The following is a 15819-nucleotide window of genomic DNA, read 5'->3' as shown; positions in this document are numbered from 1 at the left end:
ATCTCAGGCCCCCGCCGGCTGCCGGGCGGCGCGCTGGTCGACGAGCAGGGCCACGGCGCGCAGATCGGGCTGGCGGAGCAGCTCGGGGGCGCGCAGCCGGACGCCGCTCTCCTTCTCGATGACGGTCAGCAGCCGGGCGGCGAGCACGGATGTGCCGCCGGCCCCGGTGAAGTTGTCGGCCAGGGACATGCCGGGCCGGCCGAGCAGATCGCGGACGGCGCTCAGCACCAGCCGCTCACCGGGCGTGGCACCGTCGGCCGCTCCGCCGTCCGGTGCGGTACCGCCGGCGTCGGACGGGCCGCTGTCGGCCGCCCGCCGGGTCAGCTCGGCGCGGTCCACCTTGCCGTTGGCGTCCAGCGGGAAGGAGTCCACGAACCGCACGTCCGAGGGGACGGCCTGCTCGGGCAGCCAGGTCCGCAGCGCGGGCAGCAGCGCGTCCGCGGTGAGCCCGGAGCCGGCGGCCGTCCGGACGTACGCCACCAGGCGGGCCCGGCCGTCGGCGGTGCGCGGCGCGGTGACGACGGCGCTCAGCACCGCCGGGTCCTGCTCGAACGCGGCCTCCACCTCGGCCGGTTCGATCCGGACCCCGCTGATCTTGACCTGGTCGTCGAGGCGGCCGAGGAACTCCAGCTGCCCGTCGGCCGCCATCCGCACCCGGTCCCCGGTGCGGTAGACCCGCTCGACGCCCGGCAGTCCGAGGCCCTCGGGCGCGGCCGTGAAGCGGCGCGCGGTCAGCTCGGGGTCCAGGTAGCCGAGCGCCAGCCCGCTGCCGCCGATGAGGAGTTCGCCCTCCGTGCCGCGCTCGACGAGGCGGCCGTCCGCGTCGGCGACGAGTACGGTCACGCCCGGTACGGGCCCGCCGATCGGGGGCGCGGAGTCCGTACCGGCCGCCTCGTCCGTGCCGTACATGGCGTAGGCGGTGGCGATCACGGTGGCCTCGGCCGGGCCGTAGGCGTTGTGGACGGTCGCGGTCACCTCCGCGCCGGGGCGGCGGCGCATCCGGTCACCGCCGACCATCAGGTGACGCAGGCTCAGATCCTTCGGCCAGGGACGGTCCAGCAGCGGCTCGACCATCGGGGTCGCGGCCACCGACACCGACACGGCGGCCGTGCGCCACCAGTCGGCGAGCACCACGGAGTCCCAGCGGACCTCGTCCGGCGCGGGCACCAGGGCCGCCCCGGAGGTCAGCCCGGCCCACAGCTCCAGCAGATGGGGGTCGAAGGCGACACCGATCAGCAGCGACTGCCGGTCACCGGGGCCGAGTCCGGTCGTGGTGCGGTACCAGTCGAGCAGCCCGCCGAGCGCGGGCTCACCGACGGCCACCGCCTTGGGACGGCCGGTGGAGCCCGAGGTCAGCACGGCGTAGAACGCCCCCTCGGGCGCGGAGTGCGCGGCGGCAGCCGGCGTGGCGAACGCCGCCACGACCGTGGCGGTGCCATTGGCCCCCTCGGCGGGCAGCGCCAGGTCCGTCCGGTCGGCCGTCCGGTGCCGGGGCGGCAGCAGCGCCGGATCGCCGATCAGACAGCGGACGTGCAGATCCTCGGTGACGGCCTCGGTGCGGCGCTCACCGGGGCGCGGCCCCAGCGGCAGATACACGGCGCCGATCCTGGCCAGCGCGACGGCCGTCACCACGAGGGCGGCCGACCGGTCCAGGCAGACCCCGACCAGGTCCCCGGGCCCCACCCGGTCGCGCAGCGCCCGCGCGGTCTCCGCCGCGGCGGCGTCGATCTGCCCGTACGTCCAGCGGTGCTCCCCGTCGACCACCGCGGGCGCCTCCGGGGCGCGGCGGACCCACTCCTCGAAACGGGCGAGGACTCCGGTCACGTCCTCGGCGGCGGGACGGGCGCCCTGGGCGATGCTGAGCGTGCCGGGCTGCGGGGTGTGCTGTCCGGCGGTCGCCGGGGCCGCCGTCGGGGCGGTCATCTGCTGGGTCATCAGGACTCCGTCACGGTGGTCGAGGCGGCGGGAACGGGCGCGGCGGTGCCGACGGTGGCGAGCGCGGCGGCCTGGTCGGTCAGCACCGGGTTCTGGAACAGCAGCCGCAGCGGCGGACGCTTCCCCAGCCGCGGTTCCAGCCAGGAGGCCAGCTGCGCGGCGAGCAGCGAGTGACCACCGGACCGGAAGAAGTCCGAGGACAGCTCGAAGCGGTCGTGGCCCAGGGCCGCACGCCAGCCCTCGACGAGCAGCGCCGTCATCGGATCGGCCGGCTCCTCCGGTACCCCGGCACCGGGCTCCCCGGCGGGCGCGGCCGGCTCCAGCGCGGTGGCGCTGCGGGTCAGCGCGGTCCGGTCCGGCTTGCCGCCGGCCAGCCGCGGCATGACGTCGAGCCGGGCCCAGCGCCCCGGTACGAGGGCGCTCGGCAGCCGTCGGCTCAGCTCCGTGTGCAGCGCCTGCTCGTCCCACGGCCCGTTCTCGTCCGCGCTCTCCAGGAAGCCGACCAGCCGGGGCCCGCCGGGGGCCTCGCGGTCCAGGACGACGGCGCAGGACCGGCCGCCGAGCGCGGCGGAGGCGGCCGCCTCGACCTCTTCCAGTTCGATCCGGTAGCCCCGCAGCTTGATCTGGTGGTCCAGGCGTCCCAGGAAGTACAGCAGCCCGTCGCGGCCGCGGTAGCCGCGGTCGCCGGTGAGGTAGACCCGCTCACCGCCGAGCGCCTCGATACGGCGGAACCGCGCTTCGGTGACCTCAGGGTTGCCGACGTAGCCCTCGGCCAGCCCCGCCCCGGCGATGGCCAGTTCGCCGACCGCGCCGTCCGGCAGCGGCCGGTGGTGGGCGTCCAGGACGTGCACCCGTTCGCCGGGCAGCTCGGTGCCGAGCGGAATCTCCGCCCCGTCGACGAGACCGTCCCGGGTGATCTCGTGGACGGTGGAGCTGATGGCGGCCTCGGTGACGCCGTAGACGTTGAGCACGGTGCTGTCGGTGTCGGCGAGGAACGCGCGCAGCGCGTCCGCCGGGAGCCGTTCACCGCCGAGCACCAGCAGCCGCGGCGCCCAGTGGCCGTCGCGGAGCGCGGGGCGCATCTCCTGACGGGTGGCCAGGAAGTAGCTGGTGGGCAGGTTGGCCACGGTGACCCGGGCGGCGGCCAGCAGTTCGGCCAGCTCGGTGCCGGTCGGGACCTCCCGCTCGGGGGCGACCAGGCACGCCCCGGCATGCAGCGACGGCAGCACCTCTTCGAGGGACACGTCGAACGACGGCTGGGCGAACAGCAGCACCCGGTCACCCGGACGCAGGCCGAACCGCTCGGCCGCGCCGGTCAGATGGTTCTCCAGCGCCGCGCGGCCGACGGCGACCGGCTTGGGGATGCCCGTCGAGCCGGAGGTGTGGATGAGGTACGCGGCATCGGGCACGGTAGCGGCGTCCCGGGCCGGCGGCAGGACCGCGGCGTCGACGGTGGCCGAGGGCAGGCCGTCGGGAACGGCAACCGGGGCGTCCGCCGAGGTCAGCACCAGCGCCGGACTCAGCCGCTCCAGCAGCAGCGTCAGCCGGGCCGGCGGATCGGACGGCGAGAGCGGGCAGTACACCGCGCGGGTCCGCAGACAGGCCAGCAGCGTCACGACCGAGTCGGCACCGCGGGGCAGCACCGCGGCCACCGGCTGACCGGCCGTCACCCCCGCCGCCCGCATCCGCTCGGCGAGCGAGGCGACCCGGCCGGCCAGGTCCCCGTAGGTGAGCCGGCGGGCGCCGATGAGCAGCGCGGGCAGCGAGGGGTCGTGGGCGGTGGCGGGGTCGAGCGGATCGTGCCGCGGCGCCTGCGGAGCGGCGGCCGGCAGGGCCGGCGGCACCGGCGGCGGCGCCAGGTCGGCGAGCGCGGTGCCCGGCGCGTCGAGGTACCCCCGCAGCAGGTCGAGGAACCGCCCGGCCAGCAGCTTCGCCACGTCCTCGCCGAACATGTCGGCGTCGTAGTCCCAGACCAGCGTCATCCCCGCGGCGCCGTGCCGGAGGCTGACCCCGCGCCGGTCGTCCGGCAGCAGCACCACGTCGAGGTCGAAGCGGGTGGTGCCGGTGTTGAAGCCCTCGAACAGGGTGATGTCCAGACCGGGGACGTCGATCTCGGGCAGCTCCGCGTCGTGGGCGCTGAACATGACGCCGAACAGCGGGTTGTCCGCCCCCGAGGTGTGCAGACCGAGCGCGCGGGTCAGCTCCTGGATCGGCACCTCCTGGTGCGGCAGGGCCCGGATGAGGGTGTCGGTCACCTCGTCCATGGACTCCTCGGCCGGGGCGGCCGGGTCCAGCCGGAGCGGGAGCGGGATGGTGTTGACGAACATGCCCACGGCGTCCTCGAAACCGCGCGGGCGGTTGCCGACCGCGGTGCCGATCACCATCTGGGAGCGCCCGCTGTGCCGGCGCAGCAGCTCGGCGAAGAGCCCGAGGAGCGTGGCGAACGGCGTCAGACCGCGTTCTCTGGCGTGGGCGCGCAGGCGCTCCGCCAGATCCGCGCCGATCGACTGGCGCAACTGGCCGCCGTGGTGCCGGCGCCGGGCACCGGGCTTGGCCAGACCGGGCAGCGGCATGTCGTAGGACTTGTCCCGCAGCGCGTCGGCCCAGAACTCCAGACCGTCCCGCCGCTCCGCACTCGCCTCGTCCCCGGACCGGGCACGGATGTGGTCGGCGTACGAGGACGCGGCCGGCAGCTCCACCGGCTCGCCCAGGACGCGGCCCCGGTAGACGGTGAACACGTCCCGCAGCAGGATCGCGAACGAGTGGCCGTCGTGGATCAGATGGTGCTCGACGTGGATGAGCCGGTGCCGGTCGTCCGCCAGCCGGACCAGCGTCCAGCGCAGCAGCGGCGCCTCGTAGGTGTCCAGCGGCGTCTCCGCCTCGGTGCGCAGCAGCTCCTGGAACGCGCTCTCCGGGTCCGCCACCCCGCTCAGGTCCACGGTGCGCAGCCGCGGCGCACAGGCGTCGGCGACCCGCTGTCCCGGCATCGCCCCGGCGACGGCGACGAGTTCCAGCCGCAGTCCGGCGTGCCGGTCGAGGGTGGCGGCGAGCCCGTCGCGCAGCGCGTCGGTGTCGAGCGTGCCCCACAGGTCGAGGGCGGCGGTGAAGTTGTAGGCGCGGCTGCCCGGTTGCACCTGCTCGTGCAGCCAGACGATCTCCTGCGAGGAGGAGAGCGGAAGCATGGGCGTTCCCTGAGGTCGTCGGGGTGGATGTGCTCCGGCCGGGCATGGTCGGGCCGGCCGGTGGGCGCGCAGACGGCGCCGCGGATCGCGCGGCGCGTCTGGCGGTGTCGGTGGGTGGGTGCGGGGGCGGACCCCCGTGGCATGGGTCAGCCGGCCGTCGGCGCGGGTGTCCGCACCGCGTCGGCAAGGGCGGAGAAGGCGCTCTCGGCGGTGCCGTCGGGGAGGACCGCGCGGTCCCACACCATGCGCAGCCGCAGTTCGGGCCCCTGGGTGACGGACACCGCGAAGGGGCCGCGGACCGCCCGGCCGTCGACATGGATCTCCCGGCCGTCCACCCCGCCCAGGCGCAGCGGCGGCTGACGGCGGGCGTCGTCGACGGTCAGCATCCCGTCGAGCCCGCCGCGCCAGCCGGAGCCGGCCGCACGGGCGGCGTGCACCACGGCGTCGAACGGCGTGCCCGCGTGGTCCAGGTCGTCCCACCAGGCCGCGGCCGTCGCGGACGCGGTGGGCCGGTCACCGGTGTCGGCCGGGAAGACCACGGTGTTGAGGAAGCAGCCGAGCACCGGTGCGGCACCGGCCGGGCGGCCGCCCCACGGGTAGCCGAGCGGCACCACATGGCCCGCTCCGTACAGCACCGCGGCGGCCGCGCGGCAGGCGTTCAGCAGCTCGGGGAAGGGCACTCCGTCGGGGGCAGCGGGCAGCCGCAGCGTGGCCGAGCCGCTCGGCGGCGCACCGGGGGAGAGCGGCTCCGGACGGACCGCGGGGGCCCGTTCGCCCACCGTGCGCAGCCGTGCGCCCCAGTACGCCATGGCCTCCGGCGCGCCCGCGCGCTCCTCCGCGTCGAGCTGCCGCAGCACGGCGTCCCGGTAGGCGTCCAGCTCGGCGGCGACCTCGGCGGGCGAGGGGCCGTCGGCACCGGTTCCCTCCTCGTAGGCGTCGCCGAGTTCCGCGACGAGCCTGGCCAGCGACTGGCCGTCGCAGGCGCTGTGGTCCAGGACGACGGCGAGCACCTCCTCCGTCCCCTCCGGACCGTCCGGCACCAGGAACAGCCGCAGCGGCGCCCCCTCCGGCGTCCAGCGGGTCAGGGCACGGCGCAGCACGGCCGCCGCGTCCTCACCGGGCGCGCACACCTCCCGGACCACCGGGACCTGCGGCTGCTCCAGACGGAGAGCCGGGGTGCCGCGCAGCACGGTGGGCCGGGCCCGCAGCACGGGGTGCCGGGCGGCGAGCCGGTTCGCGGCGGCCGCGAGGCGCACGGGGTCCACCGTGCCGCGCGGGAAGGCGAAGAACATCGGCACGAGATCCGGCCGCCCGGCCGGGTCCATGGCACGCACCAGGGCGAAGCGACGCTGGGCGCCCGTGACGGGCAGCAGAACCGGGGTGCCGGCACCGGCGTCGAGCTGCCGGAAGCGGGCCAGGTACTGGCTCGTGATGCTGAGCACGTGATCCTCTTTGTCGGGACTGACGCGCATCACCGGAGGGGATGCGGGTGGGAAAGCCGTGCAAGGGGGGAGGGGAGGGGCGGCGCCGGACGCGGCGGCCGGCCGTCAGCCGAGGGGCGCGGGCTCGGCCCGGTCCGTGGCTGCCGGGTCCTCGGGCGCCTCGGCGGCCGGCAGCTCGCGCATCCGGCGCAGCGGGGAGAGCAGCAGCGGCAGCGGCACGACCAGGAATCCGGCCGCACACCACGCCAGCGCCGTACGGGCGCCGAACGCGTCGGCCAGCGCACCGCCGGCCAGGGCACCGAGCGGCAGGGTGCCCCACATCAGGAAGCGCAGGGTGGCGTTCATCCGGCCGAGCAGCCGGGGCGGGCAGAGCGCCTGACGGAAGCTCACCTGCGCGACGTTGTAGACGACGGCACCGAAGAAGACCACACCGGAACCGAGGGCGAACAGCGCGGCACCCGCGCCGCGCCCGGAGAGCGGCCACAGCAGCGCGAACGGGCCGGTGACCAGGGCGGACAGCCAGATGAGCCGGGCCTGCCCGAGCCGGGCGGCGAGCCGGCCGGCACACACGGCACCGGCGAGCCCGCCCACCGCCGAGGCGGCCAGCACGAGGCCCACCACTCCCGGCGCCAGCCCGAGCACCCGGACCAGGAAGACGGTCTGGGTGGCCATCAGCGTCGCGGTGAAGAAGTTCGCCAGTCCGGTCGTCACCGCGATCACCCGCAGCAGACGGTGCCCGAACACGAACCGCAGGCCCTCACCGATGTCCTGGCGCAGCGACGTACCCGGTACGCGCTCGGGGCGGCTCTCGGACTGCCTGATGCCCCGCAGGAACAGCGCCGAGAGCGCGTATCCGACGGCGTCGGCGACGATGGCCAGGGAGGCGCCGAGCAGCTGGACGAGACCGCCGCCGAGCCCGGGACCGGCCACCTGCGCCGTGGAACGGATCGTCTCCAGCGCCCCGTTGCCCGCGACCAGCTGATCCTTGGGCAGCAGGTGCGGCACGAAGCTCTGGTGGGCCACGTCGAAGAAGACCGTCGCCACCCCGGTGACCAGGGCGACGAGGTAGAGCTGTGCCATCGTCAGCGCTCCGGCGACGGCGGCCAGGGGGATGCTCGCCATCGCCAGGGCCCGTACGACATCGGCCCGGATCATCAGCGGCAGCTTGCGCATCCGGTCGACCCAGGCCCCGGCGGGCAGTCCGACCAGCAGGAACGCGGCGGTCTCCGCGGCCGTGAGCAACCCCACCTGGAAGGCGGGGGCGTTGAGCTCCAGCACCGCGACGAGGGGCAGGGCGACCAGGGTGACCTGGGAGCCGAGCTGCGCGGTCGCGGCACCGGCGAGCAGGAGACGGAAGTCGCGCAGGCGCAGCGGGCCGCCGGCAGCGGGTCGGGGTATGGCGGGCATGCGAATGACCATCGCGGACCGACCGGTCAGGGTCAAAACCAGATGCACACTTTCGGTCGGCTTTCTTCACCATTTCCCCCTCAAGGCAGAAAATTCTCCGCCAGATCCGGGCAACTGCCGGATGGTTGCCACCTGACGCCTTGCCTGGTGGGAGGGGTGGGCCAGGGGGGAAGCCGGTGGAGAACGGGTGATCACGTGCAGAGCGTCACGTGACGGACTCCGACTGAAAACAGCCGTCGATGTCCGCTTATTGACCGAAGCGCTGAGTTCATCCGCTATGCCATCCGGGAAGGAGCCCGCTTCCGGCGCCCTCGGTGGACGGCTCCCGTGAGTGGTTCCCGGGTTCCTGACCCACGACAGACGGGCGCCCCCGCCGTAGTGGCAGGGGCGCCCGTGCGCCTGCAAAACCCGTCAGCCGGGCCGGAGTTCGGTGTCGACGGCGCCGCGGAGCAGTTCGTGGGCCCGCTCCAGCGTGGTGGTGCCGCTCAGCCAGCGTTCGCTCAGGCCCTCGACCAGCGCGGTGAGCCGCTCGGCCGCCGCGTACGGGTCGGTCCCGGCCTCGCCCGGAACGGCCTCCTGGGCCTGGCGCAGAAGACCGGCGAGATCCTCCACCCACTCCCGGGTCGCGTCGGACAGCAGCTCCCGCAGGTCCGGGTCGAAGACGGCGGTGGCGCGCAACTCGCCCCAGGCCGCGCTGTTCTCCTTGACCTGGGGGGAGTCCTGGATCTCCAGCAGCAGCATCTCGGTGAGCTGGACCCGGGGATCGTCGGAGGCGTCCAGCGCGGCGTCGGTGTAGCGGACCGCGCGCCGGCTGATGAACTCCAGCGTGCGGCGCAGCAGTCCGGCGCGGTCCTTGAAGTGGTAGTAGATCAGCGCGGTCGAGACGGCGGCCTCCGCGGAAACCTCCTCGACGCGCAGCCCGCGGACGCCCCGCCGGGCGATCAGCCGGGCGGCGGCTTCGAGGATCTGGGTGGGCCTGTCCGGCATCGCGTGCTCCCGCTGTCCGAGGAAATCAAGGTGGCTCGACCCTGATCATGCCCTAACATCGTCCTGACCGAATTTTCAGTCAGGGAGCTGATCATGGATATATCCCGACGTCAGACACTGCGGACGGCCGCCGTCGCCGCCCTCGGGGGAGCCCTGAGCGCCTGCGGCACCCCGGACGGCGACCGGACGTCACAAGGGGCCGGCGCTGTCCCCGCGGCGGCCCGGCCCGCCGGCGGATGGCGGCTGCCCGACGAGGCACATCCGCACGAGGCGACCTACCTGTCCTGGCCCGGCCGGCGGATCTGGGGGCCGGACACCGCCGGAGTACGGGCCGACATCGCCCGGCTCGCCCGGACCGTCGCGGAGTTCGAACCGGTCCTGCTGCTGGCCGGGGAACGGGACGCGAAGGCGGCGCAGCGGGCGTGCGGTTCCGGGGTGGAGGTCGTGCCGGTCCCGGTGGACGACCTGTGGATGCGGGACACCGGGCCGGTCTTCGTGCACGGCCCCGACGGCGTCGCCGGAGTGGACCTCAACTTCAACGGCTGGGGCGGCAAACAGGAACACGGCCGCGACCGCCTGGTCGCCCGCGCGGTCCTGTCCGACGCCCGTCTCCCCAGGATCAAGGCCCCGTTCGTCAGCGAGGGCGGTGCGCTGGAGGGCGACGGCCGGGGAACGCTGATGGTGGCCGAGAGCTCCCTGGTCAACGACAACCGCAACCCCGGCAGCTCCCGCGAGGACCTGGAGCGGGCGCTCCAGGACACCTTCGGCGCCACGAAGGTGATCTGGGTCAAGGGCGTCAAGGGCAAGGACATCACGGACTATCACATCGACGCGCTGGCACGGTTCTCCGCACCCGGCGTCGTGGTCCTCAGCACCCCCGCGGCGCACGCGCCCCGCACCCCCTTCACCGCCGCCTACGAACAGGCGCGTGAGGTCCTGGAGCGGGCCGTCGACGCCCGCGGGAAGCGGCTGGAGATCGTCGACCTGCCCGAGCCCGCCGACCTCGGACGCCGCGGGAAGGACTTCCTGGCCTGCTACGTCAACTACTACGTGGCCAACGGCGCGGTCATCATGCCCCGCTTCGGCGACCGGAAGGCCGACAGCAGGGCGGCGGCCGTCCTGCGGGAGCAGTACCCGGGGCGGAAGATCGTGCCGGTGCCGGTCGACAACATCGGCGAGGGCGGCGGCGGAATCCACTGCTCCACCCAGCAACTCCCCAAGGCCGCCCGGCCGCACGCCACCGGCTGACCGGGCGGGCCGTCCGGCGGTGGCACACCGTCACGGACGGCCCTCCTCGGTCCGCCAGCCCCACGCGGTGAGCATCCCGGGGGAGAGACCGGCGCACTCGTCCGACGCCAGCGCCCGCCGGGCCCGTTCGATCCGCGCCTCGTCCACCTGCCCCGTCGCCAGCATGGCGCCCCGGGCCCGGTCCCAGGTCTCGTCCCAGAAGCGGCTGAGCGGACCGCCGGGCACCAACGGGGGGACATGGATCTCGGCAGCCACCCGGTGCAGGCCCTCCTCCCGCAGCAGATACGGGTAGTCCGGCACCCAGGAGATGTCCGTACCGATCGAATCCCGGAGGCCCTGCCACATCGCCCGCATGACCGTGGTGTACGGGGTGGCGGGCGCCCCGGCGCTCGTCAGGTCCACGGCGTCGCTGAGCACCAGCACCCCGCCGGGCGCCACCAGCGAGGCCAGCTTCGCGATCATGCGGCGCCACGCGCGCAGATGCATCAGTACGAACCGCGCGTGCACCAGCTGGAACCGGCCGGGATCGAAGTCCGGCGCGGTGACGTCGGCGGTCAGCGTCGACAGCCCCGGCGTCCGGGCGGTGTCCAGGGACCGGGTGTCACGGTCGACCGCGAGGACCGCCGTGACACCGGCCGACTCCAGCAGCCACCGCGCGAGGGTGCCGGTGCCCGCGCCCACGTCCAGGCAGTGCCACCCGGGCCCGGCACCCAGCGCCGACAGCCGGGCCGCGCTCACCTCGTCATAGGCGAGCGCGCCCAGATCGATACGGCCGGCCTCGCCGGTCTCCTCCGGGCGGAACAGGCCTTCGCCGTAGCGCCCGGCTTCGGTATCCCGCACGCCCCCAGTATGACGGTGGCGCTCAGGGGTTTCCTGCTGTGGTGACCAGCTCCGTGGCCGGCTCCGCCGCGGGCGGCTTCCGGCGCCGGCCCGGCGTACGCCGCAGGACCAGCTGCAGGACCACCATCACGACACCGGTGGCCAGCGCGCTGTGCCACAGCAGCGCGTCCAGCCGGCCCGCCGAGAGATAGGCACCCGCCGCCACCGCCGCCAGCGCGCACACCCCCCGGTCCACGATGCTCTCGACGGACAGCAGGGTGGCCCGCGGCGCCCCCGCCGGGATGGCGTCGTTGACCAGCTTGCGCTGGAGCGGATAGGCGAAACCGGTGACCGCGGCGAACAGGCACAGCAGGGCGATCACGGTCCACGGCCCGCCCAGCGTGCTGCCCGCCAGGGTGCCCGCCATCGCCAGACTGAGCAGCGACACCCAGGCCACCGGCGACAGCCGCGACCCGAGCCACTGCGGACGGGCCGACGCCACCGCCTCCGCGACGGTCATCGCGGCCAGCACCCCGCCGTGCGAGCCTTCCGGGATGCCGTGGTCCAGCAGCACCGGCTGGAAGAGGTTGACCTGGCAGATACGGGACAGCGTGAACACCGCGACGCCCTGCACCATGAGCAGTGCGAGCCACGGCGTGGCCCACACCCAGCGCAGCGCCGAGACGGCGTCGCGCAGGAACACCGGCCCACCGCGCGACCCCTTCCCGGCGCCCCCGGGGCCGCTGTTCCGGGCCGTGGCCTGCCGCGGCAGCACCACGGCACAGACCAGCGAGCCCGCCGCGCTCGCCGCACTCAGCACATACGGCGTGGCATGCGCGAGCGCCATCAGCGGACCGACCAGCGGCCAGCACAGCACCTTCGCGGCCAGCCCCAGCGCCCGCGCCTGCCCCTCGGCCTTCAGGTAGTGCTCGCCCGCGCCCTCGGCCTCCAGGCCGTCGTAGAGATAGGCGCTGGCGGCGCCGGAGGTCAGCGAGCGGCCGGCGGCGATGGCCAGGAAGTGCACCAGAAACCCGGTGTAGCTGGGCGCGACGACCGGTGCCAGGTTCGCCGCTGTCATCACGACGGCTCCGGCCCGCAGACAGTTGCGGGCACCGATCCGGTCGGCCACCATCCCGGTCGGGATCTCGAAGAGGCAGAACGCGACGTAGTAGATGCTCTGGATGCCGAAGATCTCCCCGTCGGAGAGCCCCGCCTCCCGCTGGTAGGCGTAGAAGACCGGCATCCACCACAGCAGGTTGAACAGCAGCTGGAAGCTGTTGTTCAGCCGGATGATCCGGCGGGCCCGTGGGGGCAGGGGCGCGCCCGCGGTCCGGAGCCGGCGGGCGCGCAGCGGGCCGGTGATCCGGCGGATCACAGCGCGTAGGGGCGGATCTGGACCAGACGGAAGTCCCCCTGATCGGTCATCAGCCATTCGATGTCGAGCGGATGGTCCAGATCGTCCTCGCTGAAGTGGGACTGCAGCAGCCGCCCGGTCAGCGCCAGCCGGGCCAGCTTGTCCCGGGTGCCGACCGGCAGGTCCTGGCCGGACGAGCCGAGCGCGACCGTACGGCCGCCGCCCTCCACGGTGTTGTACAGGTACTGCAGCGGCAGCGTCGTGCCGTCGACGACCGTCTCGGGCGAGCCGGGGGAGCAGTTGAGGTAGACGTTGCGGAAGTCCTCGCGCCGGGTCGGGTTGCAGGTCACCAGGACACCGCCGAGGTCGGCGGGCACGTACTCCTGGATGATCACGCCCATGTAGGTGTCGTCGAGGGAGATGCCCGCCTGGTGCCGCAGCCGGACACTGCGCGGCGACAGCAGCGAGGCCCACACCTGGCGCACCGCGTCGAGGAGTTCGTCCGCGCCGTGGACCGTGGTGATCGAGTCGTAGACCCCGGCCGCGGAGAACCCTGGCAGGTCCTCGGCGTTGGAGGAGGAGCGCACCACGAGCCGGTTGCGGGTGTCCGGGCCGCCGGGCAGCGCCGAGGTGATCTGGCGGGAGACGTCCTCGGGCATCGGGGTGTTGCGGATCAGCTGCTGAAGATGCAGACAGACCGCGTCCAGCGCGTCGACGGCGTCGAGTTCGAGCGCCATCTTGAGCTTGCCGAGACCCTGTTGCACGGCCGGCGAGGACGTCAGGAAGCGGTGCTGCAGGGCGAACGGAAGGGCGATCCCGCTGGGGGCCGCGATCACCCCGGCCACGAAGTCGGCCGCCAGGGACCGCAGTTCCGCGCCCGTCGCGTCCTTGGTGCCGAGCCGGGCCGCGAGGTGGCCGTAGAGGTCGGCGCGGGGCGGACGCGGCTGCCCGTAGAAGGCGGTGAGGTCGGCGGAGCGGCTGTCCAGGACGTGATGGAGCTCGCCGAGGTTGGCGGCCTTGGTCCCGTACCGGTCCCGGTCGGAGCGGCGCAGCCGGTGCAGCCACAGCGCGGGCACGTCCTCCAGCAGCGGCGGCTCCATCCGGATGCGCTGCTGGTGCCAGGCCGGGGCGTCCAGCGCCGGGGCATGGGGCAGCGGCACCAGCGTGATCTCGTCGTCCTCGACCCGGTAGCGGACCCAGGCGCCGTCGAGGACGTCCACGTCGACCATGCGCTCCAGATCGCGGACGATCGCGTTGGGGATGCCCCACCCGGAGGCCAGCACATTGGTGTGCGAGAGCGGCGTGCCCGGCGAGGTGTTGAGGAAGCCGGCCACCCGCGGCACGTCGTCCGGCAGACACGGCATGGCCACGATGTCGGACCAGCCGAGCCCGTCGGCCGCGGCCGCGTACTCCTCCAGGGTCCGGAAGTAGCGGAGCCGGCCGACGGCCTCCCCCGGGTTGAGCGGGGTGCGGGTGCGGTTGCCGAAGAGCTGATGGCCGAGGATGCGCGGCACCCGTACGTCGCTGATCGCGGCGAGTTCGTGCTCCTGCCCGTGGTTCGCGGGCTTCAGCAGCAGCGGCAGGCGGCCGTCGACCCGGTGCCGGACGAAGGTGTAGAACTCCTCCAGCAGCGGCCCGTGCATGGTGTCGGCCTCAGTGGTCTCCATCACGAGGAACGGCCGGTCCCGGCCCTCGGCGTCCTCATCGGTGTGCAGGGAGAGCACACCCAGCAGGAAGCGGCGCTCCGGGTCCATGTAGACCGAGGAGTTGAAGGCGTCCAGCCCGGAGTCCAGCTCCTCCAGGTCCATCCCCAGGACGCGGGTGGCGATGTAGTTGACGTGGAAGGGGTGGACGGCGGTGTCGAGCAGGTGCCAGGTGTCCTCGGCCCGGTCCACCACGACCTTGAGGTACGGGTGACCGGCCAGGACACCGGAGAGGGTGCGGAAGAGCGGCAGGGAGAGGTTCTCCCCGATCACGGTGCGGTCGACGACGGGCCCCGGGGCACCGGAGGGCAGAACGGCGGTGGTGGTCATGAGCGCACCTCCGTGGTGCCTGCCGTGGGAAGGACACCGGGCAGGGCCTCCACCAGCGTCCGGAAGTCGCGGATCACGGTCTCCGGGTCGATCGCGGACAGCAGGCACAGCGCCGCCATGGTGTTGGCGCCCGCGGCCGGGTCGTACACCGGTACCGGCGTCCCGTCCGGGAGCGAGTTCTCGGCGACCACGGACAGATGGCTGCCGGCGCTGAGCGGCACCGCGTTCCGCACCGTCGGGAAGTCCCAGAGCCGCTGGTCCGGCCAGGCCTCACCGGCACCGTCGACGGCCAGCACGACCAGCGAACCGGCCGCGCCGTGCGCTTCCTGCGGGGTGCGCACCGCGTCGGGCCAGGTGACCTGACGCCCCAGCAGATGGTCGGTGAGCATACCGATCAGATCCAGTCCGAAGACCTCCTCGATCTGCGGGACGGTCATCGCCCCGCCGAACCGGGCGGCGGTCTCGATCACCCACATCTGCCCGTCGGCACCCAGCTTGATCTCGGTGTGGGTACCGCAGTTCTGCAGCCCCAGCGCATCGACGGCCTCGTGTGCGAGGGCCACGATGCGCCGCTCGGCCTCGGGCGGCAGCGCCGCCGGGGTGATGCCCGCGCGTTCGGTGAACGGCTCGACCGTCGGCATCCGCCCGCTGAGGCAGACCGGACGGAAGCCGCCGTTCACGACGACGCCCTCGACGCTGACGTAGTCGCCCCAGCCCTCCTGGGCGAACCAGTCCGTGGCGGTGCCCGGCACGATCTCCTCGACGAGGAAGTCCGCCCCGGCGTCGGCCACATGCAGCTCGGCGTACCCCAGCTGCGCGGACTCCGCCATCACCTCCCGCGCCCGTTCCCAGGCCGCCGGCACGTCCTCGGCGGAGCGCAGGGTGCGGTGCGCGGTGGAGCCGGCGCTCCAGGCGGCCTTCAGCAGCAGGGGGAAGCGGAGCGCGGCGGCCGCGTCGTGCAGATCCCGCTCGGTGGCGACCGGGCGGAACCGGGGCTGGGATATGCCCTGTTCCTGCCAGGTGCGGCGCATCATCCGTTTGTCGCGGGCCAGGGCGCAGTTGCCGCCCGCCCCGGCGAGGCCCAGCTTCTCGCAGGCCTCCGCGACCGCGACGACCGCGTACTCGGAGAAGGTGACGACCGCGTCCGCGCCCACCGCCTGGGCCCGGGAGACGATTAGGGACACCAGGTCGCGGCGTTCGGACTCGGCGGGACTCAGCACCGAGGCGCACAGCCGGTCCACGGACGTGGCCACGGTGGGAGGGAGCGCGCTGAGGGCCAGCAGGTGCACTGCCGACCGTGCGGCGACCCGTGACAGGGCATACCCCAAGGGCGGACCACCCTTGGCATACACGAACAGCACCTTGCTCACTGGAAACCGACTCCTTTTCATATGGGAACCCTCGGAACGGCT

At 74.0% G+C, this 15819-nt stretch carries 10 protein-coding genes; 1 reads left to right on the top strand and 9 read right to left on the bottom strand.

Going from position 1 to position 15819, the window contains the following annotated elements; genetic code table 11:
* Positions 1-3: 3 nt before the first annotated feature.
* The 5 genes from ACGFN2_RS11450 to ACGFN2_RS11430 all read right to left on the bottom strand — a co-directional run bounded on the left by ACGFN2_RS11450 (position 4) and on the right by ACGFN2_RS11430 (position 8953).
* Positions 4-1935, bottom strand: a complete 1932-nt coding sequence (locus ACGFN2_RS11450; RefSeq protein ID WP_393359368.1) for a non-ribosomal peptide synthetase — start codon at positions 1933-1935, stop codon at positions 4-6.
* Positions 1935-5117 carry an amino acid adenylation domain-containing protein gene (locus ACGFN2_RS11445; protein WP_393359366.1) on the bottom strand — a complete coding sequence of 1061 codons (3183 nt, stop codon included), beginning with the start codon at positions 5115-5117 and terminating at the stop codon, positions 1935-1937. Before ACGFN2_RS11445 ends, ACGFN2_RS11450 begins: the two co-directional genes overlap by 1 nt.
* Before the next feature lie 146 nt (positions 5118-5263).
* Positions 5264-6559, bottom strand: coding sequence for a non-ribosomal peptide synthetase (locus tag ACGFN2_RS11440; protein ID WP_393359364.1), 1296 nt, complete (start codon positions 6557-6559; stop codon positions 5264-5266).
* 105 nt (positions 6560-6664) lie between these two features.
* Positions 6665-7966 (bottom strand): MFS transporter, encoded by a 1302-nt coding sequence (locus ACGFN2_RS11435; RefSeq protein ID WP_393359362.1) that lies wholly within the window; start codon positions 7964-7966, stop codon positions 6665-6667.
* Positions 7967-8377: 411 nt separating this feature from the next.
* Positions 8378-8953: a TetR/AcrR family transcriptional regulator gene (locus ACGFN2_RS11430; RefSeq protein ID WP_393359360.1), complete on the bottom strand. Its 576-nt coding sequence runs from the start codon at positions 8951-8953 to the stop codon at positions 8378-8380.
* Between the two features lie 93 nt (positions 8954-9046).
* Here ACGFN2_RS11430 and ACGFN2_RS11425 point away from each other — a divergent pair, with 93 nt between their 5' ends.
* Entirely contained in the window at positions 9047-10201 is a 1155-nt protein-coding gene (locus ACGFN2_RS11425; protein ID WP_393359358.1) for an agmatine deiminase family protein, read from the top strand.
* Between the two features lie 30 nt (positions 10202-10231).
* On the opposite strand, the gene ACGFN2_RS11420 is transcribed toward ACGFN2_RS11425, so the two are convergent.
* Genes ACGFN2_RS11420 through ACGFN2_RS11405 form a run of 4 tightly spaced genes read right to left on the bottom strand, consistent with a single transcriptional unit; the run spans position 10232 to position 15777 of the window.
* Positions 10232-11041 (bottom strand): class I SAM-dependent methyltransferase, encoded by an 810-nt coding sequence (locus ACGFN2_RS11420; RefSeq protein WP_393359356.1) that lies wholly within the window; start codon positions 11039-11041, stop codon positions 10232-10234.
* Positions 11042-11063: 22 nt separating this feature from the next.
* A complete protein-coding gene (locus ACGFN2_RS11415) occupies positions 11064-12395 on the bottom strand; it encodes an MFS transporter (RefSeq protein ID WP_393359354.1) in 1332 nt (443 codons plus the stop codon).
* Positions 12392-14407, bottom strand: coding sequence for a PEP/pyruvate-binding domain-containing protein (locus ACGFN2_RS11410; protein ID WP_393359352.1), 2016 nt, complete (start codon positions 14405-14407; stop codon positions 12392-12394). Before ACGFN2_RS11410 ends, ACGFN2_RS11415 begins: the two co-directional genes overlap by 4 nt.
* Positions 14404-15777: an ATP-grasp domain-containing protein gene (locus ACGFN2_RS11405; RefSeq protein ID WP_362609046.1), complete on the bottom strand. Its 1374-nt coding sequence runs from the start codon at positions 15775-15777 to the stop codon at positions 14404-14406. Before ACGFN2_RS11405 ends, ACGFN2_RS11410 begins: the two co-directional genes overlap by 4 nt.
* Positions 15778-15819 lie beyond the last annotated feature (42 nt).

The organism is Streptomyces sp. NPDC048612, from assembly GCF_043199295.1.
Lineage (GTDB): Bacteria > Actinomycetota > Actinomycetes > Streptomycetales > Streptomycetaceae > Streptomyces.
The sequence above is the reverse complement of the archived record's forward strand: the minus strand, read 5'-3'. Positions and strand labels throughout refer to the sequence as shown.

Excerpts from the sequence above, each read along its gene's own strand:
- ACGFN2_RS11450 (WP_393359368.1), bottom strand. The coding sequence starts at position 1,935 with ATGACCCAGCAGATGACCGCCCCGACGGCGGCCCCGGCGACCGCCGGA.
- ACGFN2_RS11445 (WP_393359366.1), bottom strand. The coding sequence starts at position 5,117 with ATGCTTCCGCTCTCCTCCTCGCAGGAGATCGTCTGGCTGCACGAGCAG.
- ACGFN2_RS11435 (WP_393359362.1), bottom strand. The coding sequence starts at position 7,966 with ATGCCCGCCATACCCCGACCCGCTGCCGGCGGCCCGCTGCGCCTGCGC.
- ACGFN2_RS11430 (WP_393359360.1), bottom strand. The coding sequence starts at position 8,953 with ATGCCGGACAGGCCCACCCAGATCCTCGAAGCCGCCGCCCGGCTGATC.
- ACGFN2_RS11425 (WP_393359358.1), top strand. The coding sequence starts at position 9,047 with ATGGATATATCCCGACGTCAGACACTGCGGACGGCCGCCGTCGCCGCC.
- ACGFN2_RS11410 (WP_393359352.1), bottom strand. The coding sequence starts at position 14,407 with ATGACCACCACCGCCGTTCTGCCCTCCGGTGCCCCGGGGCCCGTCGTC.